We start from the raw sequence: 15,000 nt of genomic DNA, 5'->3' as shown, positions 1-15,000 counted from the left end.
GGGATTGCAAAATCAATACTGTATCAACTCTTCGATTTTCGCCCTGACTTTATCGGCACTCGGAATCATGGTTTGTTCCAGCGTACTGTTGAGCGGAATCGCCGGCAAATTCTCCGAACCGATGACCATGACCGGCGCGTCGAGTTGTCGGAAACACTTTTCCTGGATCATTCCGGCCAAGCCTCGCGCAAAAGAATTGTTCACCGGTTCTTCCGTGACCACCAAACACTTCTTCGCCTTTTTGACCGATTTTATAATGGTTTCTTCGTCGAGCGGATACAGCGTCCGCAAATCGACGATCTCGACTTGATTTTTCCTATCGGCCGATGCATTCAACGCCCAATGCACGCCCATGCCGTAGGTAATTACGGTCACGGTTTCGTCTTCGTCCTGCGGCCAGATTTCCTGTACGATGTTCGCCTTTCCGAACGGCAAGACGTAATCTTCAGACGGTTCGTTCACGCGCGCCATGTCGGTGCCTTTTACTTTTGACCAATACAAACCTTTGTGCTCGAGGATGACCACCGGATTGGGGTCGTAATACGCTGCTTTCATCAAGCCTTTCAAGTCGGCGCCGTTGCTCGGGTATGCAATCTTAATCCCGCGGATGTTCGTCAAAACACTTTCCACCGACGAGGAATGATACGGGCCGCCGCTGCCATACGCGCCAATCGGTACCCGCAAAATCATCGACACCGGCCATTTTCCGTTGGTCAGGTAACACGAACGCGCCACTTCGGTAAAGAGTTGGTTCAGTCCGGGCCAGATGTAATCGGCAAATTGGACTTCCACAATCGGTTTTAGCCCGACCGCACTCATGCCTACTGTTGACCCTACGATAAATGCTTCCTGGATCGGCGTATTGAACACGCGCTCGTCCCCGAATTTCTGCGCCAATGTCGCCGCTTCGCGAAACACGCCGCCCAATCGGCCGCCGACATCCTGCCCGTAAAGCAAACATTCTTTGTTTTCGCGCATCAACTCCTCGACGGCAAACAACGCGCAATCTACCATCACGACTTTATCTTCACGCGCCGGATTTCGTTCGCCTTTCTCTTCTGTTATCGGCGTCGGTGCGAAATCGTGTGTAAACAAATCTTCAGGCCTCGGATCTTCGGCCTGTAATGCTTTTTCGTAATCGGCTTTGACTTTTTGGAAAGCGTCTTTTTCGATCTTCTCTATTTGGCCCGACGTAAATCCTGCGTCTAAGAGTTGTTTGATCAACACCGGATACGGATCGCGGCTTTTGGCTTCGTCCAAATCGTCGCGGTACCATTCCATACGTACACCCGAGGTGTGATGGTTCAACAACGGAACTTTCGCATGCACCAAAAAAGGGCGGCGTTCTGTTCGGATTTTATCGAGTACATTTTGGATTGCCAGGTAACTTTCTGTGAAATCGGCGCCATCAATAGAAATGGCCTCGATGCCGTGGAAACCTTTCGCATACTCAAAAGCATTCTGTGCGCGTGTTTCCTTGGCGTTGGCCGAAATGTCCCAGCCGTTGTCCTGCACCAGATACAAAATCGGGAGTTGCTTGAGCGCGGCCATCTGGAACGCTTCGGCAATTTCACCTTCGGTGACCGATGCGTCGCCCAGCGAGCAAACCACTACAGGTTTCACCTCGTCCATTGAAAGCCCGACACTTTCCTTATACCAGAAGCCCATCGCCGCGCCCGTAGCAGGGATAGCCTGCATCCCGGTGGCCGATGACTGGTGTGGAATTTTTGGTTTGTCGGCATCGCGCAGGCTCGGATGGCAATAGTACGTGCGGCCACCCGAAAACGGATCGTCGCGCTTGGCCATCAATTGCAGCATCAAATCGTACGGCTGCATCCCGATGCCCAGCAACATCGAGTCGTCGCGGTAATACGGAAACGCATAATCCTGAGGCAGCAACTGCATTGCCACGGCAATTTGTATGGCTTCGTGCCCGCGCGAGGTGGCGTGGACATATTTGGAAACGGTCTTAAAATTCTCCTCGTACCATTCGGTCATCGACTTGGCGGTGGCCATCGTGGCGAAGGCTTTTTCCAGGATTGTTTTATTCAAAGTGAGTTCGGCTGTTTGCATAGTACGTCTAGATAAGCCTGCGGCAAATGCAGTTTTTCAGGCCTACGGGCAAAGTTACCGAAAACTTTACAAAACGCTTCAAAAAATAGCGCTTTGACGGTAGGGAAAATCGAATTGCGGTTGTTATCCTATCGACGGTTTCCCTACAAAACCACGGCTAACTACTTACACCATGAAACAAAATTTTACCCTTGCTTTTTTCTGTTGTTATTTGATTGCCTTCGGACAAACTACAACATCGTGGCGCTTCTATCGACCCGGAAATACAGGCATCCAAGGTGATTCGGCCACCGCACTCTGGATTGACCATGACGGAAACCCATACATTGCCGCCAATACAGGCAATTGGGGCGAAGGCGGCTTTGCGAAATACGACATTAGTCACGACCAATGGACCAATTTCTCCAATGTTGACTTGCCCGTTCTGGGCGGCTTCGACAATGGCGACATCCACATCAACGAGATTATCCAAGATGCGAACGGCGTGGTTTGGATGGCTAAAAATACCGGCCTCATCAAATTCAATCCTGAAGTAGGCAGTGCATCGATTGAGAGTTTTTCGCAGGCCGATTTCCCGTTTCTCGGTTTGGCGTCAGACGTCGACCGCGCTCCGGACGGCACGCTTTGGGTGGCCAGCCAAGGCTTGATTCGGTACAACCCTCAAAACGACACTTGGAACAATATGGGCGGGGCGCAACTCTACGTAAGCGTGCAACCCAAAACCAGTGGCGGCTATTTGGTTTGGTCCGGCGATGCGTATTATGGCCAAGTATCAAAGTTTGACAGTGAAACCAATACAACTACGTACACCTACCCTGCGTCGGTGGGCGATATTGCCGGTCTTCCCGGAAAAGATTGCGTGGACGACGACGGGAATTTCTGGGCTTTGCGGTTGGCCGCCGACGGCGCTTTCGAAACCTTGGAATACCAAGATCAGAACGGTGTTTGGCACCATCCGTTGCATCCTTATTCCAACCTGACTTTTTACATTGATTCCTTTAAGGCGTTTGGGTCAAAGCAAGCTTTGCTGGTGACGGCTACGGGCGAAGTCTGGCGGTTTGACGGTGCCAATTGGCAGAACTACGGCATTTGGCGCGACGGCAGCAACAATACGGCAATTGACATCGACGCTGACGGGAACGTATGGGTTTGCGGCCTTGAGGGTGCGGCAAGACGCGACGCCGCCACCGGCAACTGGCAACGTTATCGGTTGACCAACACCTCACAGCTTGACTACTTTGTGGAAGATTTGTGCATCACGCCAGATGCCATCTGGTTTACGGGCAACGCCGGCACGGGTGTTGGCGGCATCCAAGCCTTCGATGGTGACCGATGGAAATCACACAACCCCTACACCTATGGACTAGGACAAGATTTTCCGTTTCTGGCAGACAATGCAACCGCCATTTGTTACCGACCTTCCAACCACAGTATAGCATTCAGCCCTACATTCAGTGGCATTTACGCATGGGACGACACGCAATATGCGACACTCGACGGCGATCTGGTTACCGCAAAAGGTTTGGTTGAAGATGCGGCGGGCAGGCTTTGGCAGTTGGGAGAATATTACCACATCCGCTACTATCACCAAGGGCAATGGACGCTACTCCCCATCGTCGGCTGGGGCCGAAAAATTATGGCCGACCCAACAGCCAGCGGCGGCATTTGGGCCATGACCGACGACGAAATCCAGCATACCGACGCCGTGAACACACATTCTTTCACCGTCGCCGATTTCGAAGCCGCATCGGGCGTATTCACCGGTTTGGCGGCAGACTCATCAGGGAATCTCTGGACTGGAAATTGGCTGCCGGGAAACAGCAACGGCAGCGTCCTGATCAAACACGACATCAATACGGGACAATCCACGACCTGGTCTTATGACGAAGGCTGGCCATTTCCAGGCGAACACGTACGGCCGATGGCCGTTACGCCTGACGGAAAAGTCTGGATGCAGTACGACTCCGAATTCCCGTCGTTGGAATCAGGATTGCTGTCGTTCGATGGCGCCAACGTGGAAGTATTCCCATCGGCTCCGGGCGGCGAACCAGCCTGGAATATGTTGCCAAACAGCAACATCAAAGACCTGGAAGTGAAAATCATCTCCGGCGGTTACGAACTGTGGATGAGTTGTTTGGGTCGGGGCATTGCTGTGTTGAAAGTGCTTACAGAAAACTTGGGCACCAACCCCATAACCTCCAATACCAATCAAGGTTTATCGGTATTTCCGAATCCGACGGCAGGTCACACCACGTTACATTTCCCGGCCAGCGCAGGCGAAAACTGCGACATCCGTGTGTATGATTTGGCCGGACGACTCGTTAAAACCCTGTCGCAGCAAGCCACAGTGGGCATGCAAACCGTCCCGCTCGATTTATCCGCCGAGATGCCATTCCAAACTGGTTTGTATGTGGTGAAAATCACAAAGCCTTCCGGTATGCTCAACGCGAAGATTGCGGTAAATCCATAGAAGCTGACAGATTAAAAAAATAAAAACCGCGAATTCACGATGATAGCCTGGGTGATTTCGCGGTTTGCTTATTTAGTATGGTCGAGACGGTAAATGGCGGCCTATTGTCAATTATCCCTTGTCAATCGCCATTGGCTCCGCCGGTACAATCCAGCCGAATTTGTCATCTAACTGCTGCGTCTTGATGGCGTCGAGTGTGGCCTTGATGTCTTTGCCCACGGGCGCATGTTCGGGGAACGTAATGTTCAGGTCTTTATATCCGATTTCGGCCACCGGCGCAATAGAAACTGCGGTTCCCACGCCGAAAGCTTCTTCGAGCGTTCCGTTTTTAAAGGCTTCGACGATTTCCTGCATCGATACCGGGCGTTCCTCAACCGAAAAGCCTTTGTCGCGTAGCAAGTCAATCACGCTCAAACGGGTAATCCCGTTCAAGACCGCGCCGCCCAAGTTTGGTGTGATGAATTTGCCGGCCACCTTGAAAAAAATGTTCATGGTGCCCACTTCCTGTACGTACTCAAAATCGCGCGCATCAAGCCACAAGACTTGGTCGTAACCCTTTTTCTTGGCCATTTCGGTCGGGCGGATAGCAGCAGCGTAGTTTCCGGCTGCTTTGGCTTCACCCGTCCCGCCAATGGCTGCGCGGATGTAATGGGTTTCTGCCCACAGCTTAATCGGTTTGGCGAAAAACGGTCCGCTCGGCGACGCAAAAATGATGAATTTGTATTTGGTTGCGGCGCGCATGCCGATGAAGGCTTCGTCAGCGTACATGAACGGACGCAGATATAAAGCGGTGCCTTCGGCCGTAGGAATCCAATTTTTCTCGATGGCCACAAAACGTTTGAGTGCTTCTACGAAAAGATCTTCCGGAAAGGTAGGCATGCCCATGCGGTCTGCGGAAAAATTCAATCGCTTGGCATTTTCATCGGGCCTGAACAACAACGGCGTTTCGTCTTTACCCAACGTGGCTTTCATGCCTTCAAAAATCGCTTGTCCGTAATGCAAAGCCATCGCCGCCGGATGCGTGGCAATGGGCTCGAGCGGCTCAATCCTGGGGTTATGCCATGCGCCATCGTAGTAATCGCAGATGAACATGTGGTCGGTGAACACCGTTCCCATGACGCTGGTGTTCAGGTCAACATTTTTTTCGCGGCCACTGTGGCGGATGTTTTCTTTGATGTCGTGTAACATGTCGGTTATTTATATAGTTGTGTTTGTATCGAACTTTTCGAGATAATCGCCCACGCGTCGCAAGAATGATCCGCCCAGGAAACCGTCCACGACGCGGTGGTCGAAAGACAGCGAGAGGAACATCATGCTCCGGATGGCTATTTCTTCGCCCTTATCGGTCGTGATGACCTCAGGCCTTTTCTTGATGATGCCGAGCGCTAAAATGGCCACTTCCGGTTGGTTGATGATGGGTGTTCCCATCAAACTCCCGAATGTACCCACGTTGGAAATCGTAAATGTGCTGCCTTGCACTTGGTCTGGTTTCAGTTTGTTGTTGCGTGCGGCGTCGGCGAGTTGGTTGACTTCCTTCGCCAACACATCGAGTGCTTTTTTGTCGGCATTGCGCACCACCGGCACTATCAAATTCCCGCTCGGAAGCGCCGTAGCCATCCCGATGTTGATGTCGCCGCGGGCAATGATCTTCTTTCCGTCGATGGCCACGTTGATCAACGGGAAATCGACAATTGCCTTCGCCACCGCGTCTACGAAAATCGGTGTAAACGTAAGCTTTTCGTTGTATTTTTCGACAAAAGCATCTTTGTTTTGCGCCCGCCATTGCACCAAATTGGTCACGTCTATTTCGAGGTACGACGTAACATGCGGCGAAGTTTGTTTGGAATACACCATACGCCCGGCAATCATCTGGCGCATGCGGTCCATTTCTATGATGCGGTCGTTTTCTCCGACAGAAACTTTTGGATTGGAATAGCCTAGTTGTTCCCAGGCGGTGGCTGGTGGCTGGTCGACTGGTCGACTGGCCAGCGGATATTTCCTATTCTTCAGATAATTGAAGACATCGCTTTTTTGGATGCGGCCGTCTGCACCCGAACCCGGAATGCTTTGCACTTCTTCGAGCGACAGGTTTTCCTTTTGCGCGATGGAAATGATCAGCGGCGACAGGAATGCGTCGGGGTTGGATTTTAAATTTGGTCGCTGGTGGCCGGTGGCTGGTGGCTGGATTTGAGTTGACGAGCCGGTTGATCTTTCTTCACCTTTTGTCGTTTGACCTTCGAGGTTTGACTTTGGACTTTCGAGTTTCGAGTTTTGACTTTCGTCTGTGTCAATCAACGCCAACACCTCTCCCACTTTCACGACATCGTTCTTGCCATAACGGATTTCGGTAATTACGCCCGATACCGGCGACGGTACATCGCTATCGACTTTATCGGTGGCCACTTCCAGCAACGTGTCTTCAGCTTCCACGCGCTCACCGACATTTTTCAGCCAGTTGATGATGGTTGCTTCCGAAATACTTTCACCCATTTTGGGCAGTTTTAGCTCAAACATATTATTTAGTTTAAGTTTCGGAGGTTCAAAGTTCAAAGTTAGCATACACCAACATTGGACTTTGAACCTCAAACTTTGAACATTATTTCTTTCTTGTTTCCTCCAACGTCATATAATTTCGCTCCTGTACCGGACGATTCGCCGGGATTTCACGTAGCGGTTCCACCGGTTTCCACGTCTCATACATTTCCTTGGGCAACTGTTGGTAAAGCTGTGTGCCTTTGGTTTTCCAGGCCAGCATCTCGTCTGACACCGACTTCACGATCACACCCGGATTGCCCACCACAATGCTCCGCGGCGGGATTTTGGTTTCAGCCTTAACAAAACACAACGCGCCCACGATGCTTTCGTCGCCGATGTCGGCATCATCCATGATCACCGCATTCATGCCGATGAGACAATTCCTGCCGATATTCGCGCCGTGGACAATCGCACCGTGGCCAATATGCGCGCCTTCCTTCAAGACGATGTCTTTCCCCGGAAACATGTGTATCGTGCAATTCTCTTGCACATTGCATCCGTCTTCAATGATGATTCCGCCCCAGTCTCCACGGATGGCCGCGCCCGGCCCAATATAGACGTCCTTGCCGATAATCACGTTACCGGTAACAGCGGCCTGTGGATGGATGAAGGCCGACTCATGGATGACGGGAATGAAACCCTTGAATTCGTATATCATAGTTGCCAGTGGTTAGTTGTTAGTGGCTCGATAAAACCGCTAACCGAAACCTCTTCCTTTTATTTGAACTTTTCCAGTGTTTTTTTGGTGAACGCTGACAGAACCAAACGTCCGCTGATGGCGGCGCGTTCTGCGAGCAAATGGTCCCAGTCGTCGGTGCCTTTCCAGAAGATCTTCTTCATTTCTGTCATCGCTTCCGGGTTGTAGGTACACAAATGCTGGGCGAATGCTGCCACTGCATTGTCCATTTCCTCGATGTCCTCATAGACCTGTGCGAACAGGCCTTTGCCCCTGGCCCATTCAGCTTCGTAAAACGTGTTGGCGTCAATCGCGATCTGCGACATGGCCGACACGCCCATTTTGCGTTCAATGGCCGGCGACACCACGAACGGCCCGATGCCGACATTGAGTTCGCTCAGTTTGATGGCCGCGAATTTGGCCGCGAAGCAATAATCGGTGGCCGCCGCAATGCCTACGCCGCCGCCCACGGTTTTCCCTTGGATGCGCCCGATGATGAACTTCGGGCATTTGCGCATGGCGTTGATGACGTTGGCAAAACCCGAGAAAAATACTTTCCCTTTCGCCGGGTCGTCAATCGCGATCAGTTCGCGGAAACTGGCACCGGCGCAAAACGTCCGGTCACCGCCGCTTTTTAGGATAATGACTTTCACCTCCGGATTGTTGCCCGCATCGGTAATGGCTTGCGCCAGCTGTGCGAGTATATTTCCCGGCAACGAGTTCTGTTCCGGATGAAAGAATTCAATCGTCGCGATGTGGTTTTCGGTATTTGAGTGTACGTATGCTTCCATGTTTTCAATTAATAATGGATAATTAATAATTAATAATGGTTGATGGCGGCCGCTATTAATTATTAACTATTAATTATTCATTAATCCAATATTCCAAATTGCTCAAAATGATGCGTGAAATGTTTATTCGCCAGCAAATCCCACTCGAATTTGTCCATCATGCCAAATACAACGTTTTTCGTGCGCACCTCGGGATTTTCCTTAAAGAACGCCTCGTACGCGTCCATGGCTTCGATGAGCTTGGCTTTCGCGGCGTCCAGATCGGCGTGTTTCAAAGGCTCATTCTCGCCTTTTTTCATCAGCGGATGCTGGTGTCCTTTCGGCATCGGCTTGTGGTTGAAAATCGTCTCGCGGTATTTCTCCAGGTGTTCGGTCGGGGTCGCAATCTCGAACTCGCCCATTTGCGCGGCGGCGTAACGGTATTGGTCTTCGAGGTGCTCCACCATGTGTTGCGGCGTCATCGTGCCCCAGTTGGCCTTGTGGTTCACGGTCAACTTTGAGATATAATGATCGATGGTACTGCGGTTGATCTCCGGGAACGGCGAGCGTTTCTGCACCATCGTTAAAATCGTCGCAACGGCGGTCAGCTCGTCGTTTTGGTCGAACACTTCCACGAACCATTTCACGATGCCCGACGGCATTTCTTCGCCGCGGTGGTCGCGTTCGATTTTTTGTTTGCACGTCAAACGCACATACATCGTATCGTTGTGGTAAATCGGACGCAGGAATCGGCATTCCTCCAAGCCATAGTTTGCGGCCACCGGGCCTTTGTTCGGCCAGACGAAAAGCCCTGCGGCTGCGGCCAAAATGAAATAGCCGTGCGCCGTGCGCTTCTCGAAAATGCTGCCTTTTAAAGACGTGATATCGGTATGGGCGTAAAAATGATCCCAAGTGAGGTTCGCGAAATTGATGATGTCGGTATCGGTTACCGTGCGCTTGTGCGTCTTGAGCGACATGCCCGGCTCGATGTCGTCCCAGTAATATTGGAACGGATGCTGCGCCGTTTCTTTGTATGCGGAATTTGGCTGGTAAATGCCTGTGATTTCGGTCAGCGTCGTCGGCGAACCTTGGATGGCGCAACGTTGCATGTAATGCTTGATGCCGCGCAGTCCGCCCATTTCCTCGCCGCCGCCCGCTCTGCCCGGGCCGCCGTGGACCAGTTGTGGCATCGGTGAACCATGGCCGGTACTCTGCTTGGCGTTTTCGCGGTTCAGCACCAAAATACGTCCGTGGTGCGATGCTGCACCCACAACATATTCCTTTGCAATTTTATCTGAATTCGTGACGATGGATGACACGAGCGAGCCTTTGCCCATTCGGGCCAATTCAGTCGCTTCGTCGATGTTTTTATACGGCATGATCGTAGCCACAGGGCCAAATGCCTCGGTTTCATGGACAGCGGTATTCTTGAACGGATTGTCTTCGCGCAACACCATCGGGCTGATGAACGCACCTTTTGACGGGTCGGCGCCAATGGCATCGATTTTATCCTGTCCGCCATAAACGATGGAAGCCGTTTTCGCGATTTCCTGTGTACGGAGTTTGACTTCATGTACCTGATCCTGGCTCACGAGCGAACCCATCCGGACTTCCTTCATGCGCGGGTCGCCGATGGTGACTTTGTCGAGCGCCTTGCCGAGTGCGATCTGTACGTCTTCCACCAAACCTTCCGGAACAATGATTCGGCGGATGGCGGTACATTTCTGCCCACATTTCACGGTCATTTCCGAGCGGACTTGGTTGACGAACAAATCGAACTCTGGCGTGCCGGGTTTGGCGTCTTCACCTAAAATAGAAGCGTTAAGCGAGTCGGCTTCCATGTTGAACGGCACCGATTCGGATATGATCTTCGGATGCGCTTTCAGTTTTCTTCCGGTATCGGCCGAACCTGTAAAGGTCACCACGTCTTGCGACTCGACATAGTTGAGCATGTCGCCCGCCGATCCGCAAATGAGTTGCAAGGCACCTTCGGGCAAAATCCCTGACGCGATGATTTCCTTGACAACCGCTTCGGCCAAATACGATGTCGATGTGGCGGGCTTTACTACGGCTGGCATTCCGGCCATCCAGTTCACCGCACATTTCTCGAGCATGCCCCAAACCGGAAAGTTAAAGGCATTGATGTGTACGGCCACGCCCGGTTTCGGCACCAAGATGTGATGCGCCATGAAACGGCCGCCGCGCGAAAGGTCAATCGGGTCGCCTTCTACGTCATAGGGTTGGTTCGGGAACAATTTCCGGAGCGATGCGTTGGCGAACAAGTTGCCGAATCCGCCTTCGATGTCAATCCACGAATCCACGCGGGTTGCGCCGGTGCGGTAGCTGATTTCGTAGAACTGCTCTTTGCGCTTGCTGAGATACATCGCCAGTTTCTTGAGCATGTTGCCGCGTTCCTGGAACGTCATCTTGCGGAGTTTTGCCCCGCCGGTTGTACGTGCATAGTGCAGCACTTTTTCGAAATCGACGCCTTCGGTCGAGGCATGCCCGATCAAATCGCCCGTCACCGAGTCAATCAACGCGGTTCCGTTGCCGGCGCCTTCGACCCATTGGCCGTGTATATAGTTTTGTATTTTCATAGTTAGTTGCTAGTGGCTAGTTGTTTTTTTACGCTGCGCTCCAAACAGTTCGGCTGCGCCTCGAGTGTTGCTAGAAGAATCTAGCCTCAATCCCTCATTATCAATTATCCATTGTCAATTGTCCATTCTTTCGATGATCATCGCGTAGCCTTGCCCGACGCCAATGCACATCGTGACAAGCGCGTATTTTTTTCCGGTCAGGGAAAGTTCCAAAGCCGCGGCGTAGGTGATGCGCGCTCCGGTCATGCCCAGTGGGTGCCCGATAGCGATGGCGCCACCGTTGGGGTTAATCCGCGGGTCGTCGTCTTTAAGCCCCAGTTCGCGGATGCAGGCGATGCTTTGTGCCGCGAACGCTTCGTTGAGTTCGATGATGTCGATTTGATCCAATGTCAAACCCACTTTGTCCAACGCTTTTCTGGTGGCTTCCACCGGACCTATACCCATGATTCTCGGTTCGACCCCGACAACCGCCGAGCTGACGATTTTCGCCAGTGGTTTCAGGTTGTATTTCTTGACTGCGTCTGCCGAAGCGACCAAAACCGCAGCCGCGCCATCGTTCAATCCCGATGCATTCCCTGCCGTGACACTGCCGTCTTTCCGGAAGGCACCGCGCAATTTGGCAAGACCTTCCATCGAAGTACTGGGCTTTATGAATTCATCTTTGCTGAAAACAACCGGATCGCCTTTGCGTTGCGGGATTTCGACAGGAATGATTTCTTTCGCCAATCGGCCGCTTTCCTGCGCTCTGGCAGCTTTTTGTTGGCTGTGCAGGGCAAACCTATCTTGGTCTTCGCGCGAAATTTGGTATTTGTCGACGAGATTCTCGGCCGTTTCTCCCATCGCATCCACGCCGTACATTTCTTTCATTTTCGGGTTGATGAAACGCCATCCGAAACTGGAATCATACATTTTGGAATCGGTACCATAGGCCGACGACGGTTTGGAAACCACCAGCGGGCCGCGGGTCATGTTCTCGACGCCGCCCGCGATGAACAAATCACCGTCACCTGATTTGATGGCGCGGTTGGCTTGCACGACTGCCGACAATCCGGACGCGCACAAGCGGTTGACGGTTTCACCCGGTACGGTTTGCGGCAAACCTGCCAAAAGCAGCGACATTCTTGCCACATTGCGGTTGTCTTCTCCGGCCTGGTTGGCGCAACCGAATATGACGTCGTCATACACCTGGGCCGGGATTTCCGGATGGCGTTCCACTAAAGTCTTGATCACGTGCGCAGCCAAGTCATCGGCCCGAACAGCCGACAACGCACCTTGGTAACTTCCGATGGGCGTTCGTACGCCGTCTATGATGTATGCTTCCATAGTTGTTAGTTGATAGTGGCTAGTTGTTAGATGAATTGTCTAGCCTCAACATTTAATTCTTATTAATATTTTAATCACAAAACTATCGGCAACTGTGAATATCTAGCCACCAGCAACTAAACCCATTCTTTCTCACTCCTATATACCGTTCCTTTGAACAGCGCCACAATCACATCGCCTTTCTTCACTTTCACCGTGTAAAACCCGAATTTGTTCTTGATGGCGTTCTCATATGCCGTGGCCGTAATTATATCGCCAGCCTTCAATGACTCGATGTGGTTGACCGAAGTATCGATGCTCACCGATTGGCGTCCGTGGGCGTTCGACGCGAAAGCCAGCGCACTGTCGGCCAAGGCGTATGTGATGGAACCGTGTGCGATGCCAAATCCGTTGGTCATTTCCGGGCGGATGGTCATCGACAGCACGCAATGTCCTTGCGAAACCTCATCGACCGAAATGCCCAGCCATTGGCTGAACGCATCGTTGGTGAACATCTTATCGACAATTTCCTGTGGTGTCATGAAAAGAACGTTTTATGTTCACGCGCCATGTTCCGGAGCAAAACGCTGCAACGGTAACGGTCTTCGTGGTATTCGTTATACAATTCGTCGAGCGTTTCCACGCAACGACGGATTCCGATCTCGTCGGCCCAAGCCAGCAATCCTTTCGGATAATTGACGCCTTTGGTCATGGCATTGTCGATGTCTTTTGCCGATGCGATGTTCAGGTGCAAGGCATCGGCGGCCTCGTTGATGAGCATGGCCAAGACGCGGTTGCAAATTTGCTTTCCGAGCGTTTCATCCTGCGTCGGCACCGGCATTTCGGACGCATAGTCGTAAAAACCGCGTCCGGTCTTTCGGCCCAAAAACCCAGCTTCCACCAGGCGTTTTTGCGTAAACGACGGCTTGTAGCGCGGGTCGAAATAGAACGCCGTGAACACCGTTTCGGTCACGGTGTAATTGATGTCGTGCCCAATGAAATCCATGAGTTCAAACGGCCCCATGCGGAAACCGCCGAAGGTTTTCATCGCCCAGTCAATCGTGGCCATATCGGCGATGCCTTCTTCATAAATGCGGAGCGCTTCGCCGTAAAAAGGACGCGCCACGCGGTTGACGATAAAGCCCGGCGTGTCTTTGGCGACGGCCACGGTTTTCTTCCAACTTGAAATGGTCTCGACCGTTTGCGCGAGGATTTTGCCATCTGTTTGTACGGCCGGAATCACTTCCACCAATTGCATGAGCGGCGCCGGATTGAAGAAATGGATGCCGATGACGCGACCCGGTTTTTGGCAAGCCGATGCAATAGACGCAATCGACAACGACGAAGTATTAGAGGCTAAAACGGTATGCTCCGAAACGATGGATTCCAAATCTGAAAACAACTTTTTCTTCACCTCAAGATTTTCGACAATCGCTTCAATGATAAGCCCTGCGTCGAACAATTCCTCGAGTGCATTCACGTAGGAAATGTTCCCGGCGATGCGCGATTTTTCGGCCGCGTCAATTTTGCCTTTTTCCACCAGTTTCAGCAGTGTGGCATCGAGTGACTTTTCGGCACGCGACAACGCTTCTTTATTGGTGTCGTATAATTTCACGGCGCACCCCGCGGTGGCTGCCACTTGCGCGATGCCACTGCCCATGGTTCCGGAACCGATTACAGCTACATTCATTTAATTTGGAAATTTGAAAATGTTCTCATGCTCCGATTAATCACCGTCGTTTTGTTTACAATACCTTTTCTTTCGACGTTCGACATTTGACGTTCGACCTCCAACATCATTCTCCTTTAAAAATGGGCTGGCGTTTCTCGATGAACGCGTTGACGCCTTCGTTGTAATCGTATGAATCGCTGGCCTCGATCTGCAGGTCTGACTCCATGGCCAATTGTTCCTGCAGGTTGTTGATCATCGATTTGTTGAGCAAACGCTTGGTCAGCGCGAGTGCATGTGTCGGCATTTTCGATAAGGTCAAGGCGAGTTTTTCGACTTCTTCCTCGAACAACGCTGTCGGGTAGAATTTATAGATCATGCCCATTTCAAACGCTTCGCGTGCCGTTACTTTATCGCCCAACATCATGAGCGCCGATGCTTTCTGGAAACCTATCAAACGCGGCAGGAAAAACGTCCCGGCGCTGTCCGGCACCAAACCGATTTTGCTGAATGCTTGTATGAACGCCGCATTCTCATTGGCCACGACGATGTCACAAGCCAACGCAATGTTCGCGCCCGCGCCGGCCGCAACACCGTTCACCGCCGCCACGATAGGTTTGTCTATAGTGCGGATGCGTTCAATGATGGGGTTGTAATGTTCTTCGAGGATTTTGCGGAAACCCGGCATCAGTTCGGGTGTGGTGACTTCCTTCAAATCCTGTCCGGCGCAAAACGCCTTGCCTTCACCCGTGATCACGATGGCGCGCACGGTTTTATCATTGGCGCAATTGTCGAGCGTCGCTTGCATTTCGAGCGCCATCTCGCGGTTGAAACTGTTGAATACATCTGGCCTGTTGAGCGTGATGTAGCCGATGCCGTTTTTTATGTTTAGTATGATTGAACTCATT

Annotated in this window: 11 protein-coding genes; 1 reads left to right on the top strand and 10 read right to left on the bottom strand. The window is 51.9% G+C overall.

Annotation, left to right across the window (positions count from 1 at the left end):
• Nucleotides 1–12 precede the first annotated feature (12 nt).
• The gene (locus tag ACM9J1_RS08450; RefSeq protein ID WP_415581601.1) at nt 13–2,073 is read right to left on the bottom strand and encodes an alpha-ketoacid dehydrogenase subunit alpha/beta; all 2,061 of its coding nucleotides are present in this window, start codon (nt 2,071–2,073) and stop codon (nt 13–15) included.
• Between the two features lie 172 nt (nt 2,074–2,245).
• Here ACM9J1_RS08450 and ACM9J1_RS08445 point away from each other — a divergent pair, with 172 nt between their 5' ends.
• Nucleotides 2,246–4,543 (top strand): Periplasmic ligand-binding sensor domain-containing protein, encoded by a 2,298-nt coding sequence (locus ACM9J1_RS08445; RefSeq protein WP_415581600.1) that lies wholly within the window; start codon nt 2,246–2,248, stop codon nt 4,541–4,543.
• 111 nt (nt 4,544–4,654) lie between these two features.
• On the opposite strand, the gene ACM9J1_RS08440 is transcribed toward ACM9J1_RS08445, so the two are convergent.
• The 9 genes from ACM9J1_RS08440 to ACM9J1_RS08400 all read right to left on the bottom strand — a co-directional run bounded on the left by ACM9J1_RS08440 (nt 4,655) and on the right by ACM9J1_RS08400 (nt 14,999).
• The gene (locus tag ACM9J1_RS08440) at nt 4,655–5,731 is read right to left on the bottom strand and encodes a branched-chain amino acid aminotransferase (RefSeq protein WP_415581599.1); all 1,077 of its coding nucleotides are present in this window, start codon (nt 5,729–5,731) and stop codon (nt 4,655–4,657) included.
• A gap of 9 nt (nt 5,732–5,740) precedes the next feature.
• Nucleotides 5,741–7,033, bottom strand: coding sequence for a dihydrolipoamide acetyltransferase family protein (locus ACM9J1_RS08435; RefSeq protein ID WP_415581598.1), 1,293 nt, complete (start codon nt 7,031–7,033; stop codon nt 5,741–5,743).
• A 106-nt stretch (nt 7,034–7,139) separates the two neighbouring features.
• Nucleotides 7,140–7,736 (bottom strand): acyltransferase, encoded by a 597-nt coding sequence (locus tag ACM9J1_RS08430; protein WP_415581597.1) that lies wholly within the window; start codon nt 7,734–7,736, stop codon nt 7,140–7,142.
• 59 nt (nt 7,737–7,795) lie between these two features.
• Nucleotides 7,796–8,545, bottom strand: coding sequence for an enoyl-CoA hydratase/isomerase family protein (locus tag ACM9J1_RS08425; protein WP_415581596.1), 750 nt, complete (start codon nt 8,543–8,545; stop codon nt 7,796–7,798).
• Nucleotides 8,546–8,625: 80 nt separating this feature from the next.
• Nucleotides 8,626–11,121 carry a phenylacetic acid degradation bifunctional protein PaaZ gene (gene paaZ / locus ACM9J1_RS08420; RefSeq protein WP_415581595.1) on the bottom strand — a complete coding sequence of 832 codons (2,496 nt, stop codon included), beginning with the start codon at nt 11,119–11,121 and terminating at the stop codon, nt 8,626–8,628.
• Between the two features lie 114 nt (nt 11,122–11,235).
• Complete coding sequence (pcaF, locus tag ACM9J1_RS08415; RefSeq protein ID WP_415581594.1) at nt 11,236–12,444, bottom strand: 3-oxoadipyl-CoA thiolase; 1,209 nt, start codon at nt 12,442–12,444, stop codon at nt 11,236–11,238.
• A gap of 116 nt (nt 12,445–12,560) precedes the next feature.
• Nucleotides 12,561–12,965 carry a PaaI family thioesterase gene (locus ACM9J1_RS08410; protein WP_415581593.1) on the bottom strand — a complete coding sequence of 135 codons (405 nt, stop codon included), beginning with the start codon at nt 12,963–12,965 and terminating at the stop codon, nt 12,561–12,563.
• A complete protein-coding gene (locus tag ACM9J1_RS08405) occupies nt 12,962–14,113 on the bottom strand; it encodes a 3-hydroxyacyl-CoA dehydrogenase NAD-binding domain-containing protein (RefSeq protein ID WP_415581592.1) in 1,152 nt (383 codons plus the stop codon). The genes ACM9J1_RS08410 and ACM9J1_RS08405 overlap by 4 nt, the downstream gene beginning before the upstream one ends.
• 106 nt (nt 14,114–14,219) lie before the next feature.
• Nucleotides 14,220–14,999 (bottom strand): enoyl-CoA hydratase-related protein, encoded by a 780-nt coding sequence (locus ACM9J1_RS08400; RefSeq protein WP_415581591.1) that lies wholly within the window; start codon nt 14,997–14,999, stop codon nt 14,220–14,222.
• Nucleotide 15,000: the final 1 nt, after the last annotated feature.

Origin of the sequence: Flavobacterium longum (assembly GCF_965137575.1) — a bacterium.
GTDB classification, from domain to species: Bacteria; Bacteroidota; Bacteroidia; order Flavobacteriales; family Flavobacteriaceae; genus Flavobacterium; species Flavobacterium longum.
The sequence above is the reverse complement of the archived record's forward strand: the minus strand, read 5'-3'. Positions and strand labels throughout refer to the sequence as shown.

Bases quoted from the DNA above. Each gene is read 5' to 3' on its own strand.
- ACM9J1_RS08435 (WP_415581598.1), bottom strand. From the start codon at position 7,033: ATGGGTGAAAGTATTTCGGAAGCAACCATCATCAACTGGCTGAAAAAT.
- ACM9J1_RS08410 (WP_415581593.1), bottom strand. From the start codon at position 12,965: ATGACACCACAGGAAATTGTCGATAAGATGTTCACCAACGATGCGTTC.
- ACM9J1_RS08445 (WP_415581600.1), top strand. From the start codon at position 2,246: ATGAAACAAAATTTTACCCTTGCTTTTTTCTGTTGTTATTTGATTGCC.
- paaZ (WP_415581595.1), bottom strand. From the start codon at position 11,121: ATGAAAATACAAAACTATATACACGGCCAATGGGTCGAAGGCGCCGGC.
- pcaF (WP_415581594.1), bottom strand. From the start codon at position 12,444: ATGGAAGCATACATCATAGACGGCGTACGAACGCCCATCGGAAGTTAC.
- ACM9J1_RS08450 (WP_415581601.1), bottom strand. From the start codon at position 2,073: ATGCAAACAGCCGAACTCACTTTGAATAAAACAATCCTGGAAAAAGCC.
- ACM9J1_RS08425 (WP_415581596.1), bottom strand. From the start codon at position 8,545: ATGGAAGCATACGTACACTCAAATACCGAAAACCACATCGCGACGATT.
- ACM9J1_RS08440 (WP_415581599.1), bottom strand. From the start codon at position 5,731: ATGTTACACGACATCAAAGAAAACATCCGCCACAGTGGCCGCGAAAAA.
- ACM9J1_RS08405 (WP_415581592.1), bottom strand. From the start codon at position 14,113: ATGAATGTAGCTGTAATCGGTTCCGGAACCATGGGCAGTGGCATCGCG.
- ACM9J1_RS08430 (WP_415581597.1), bottom strand. From the start codon at position 7,736: ATGATATACGAATTCAAGGGTTTCATTCCCGTCATCCATGAGTCGGCC.
- ACM9J1_RS08400 (WP_415581591.1), bottom strand. From the start codon at position 14,999: ATGAGTTCAATCATACTAAACATAAAAAACGGCATCGGCTACATCACG.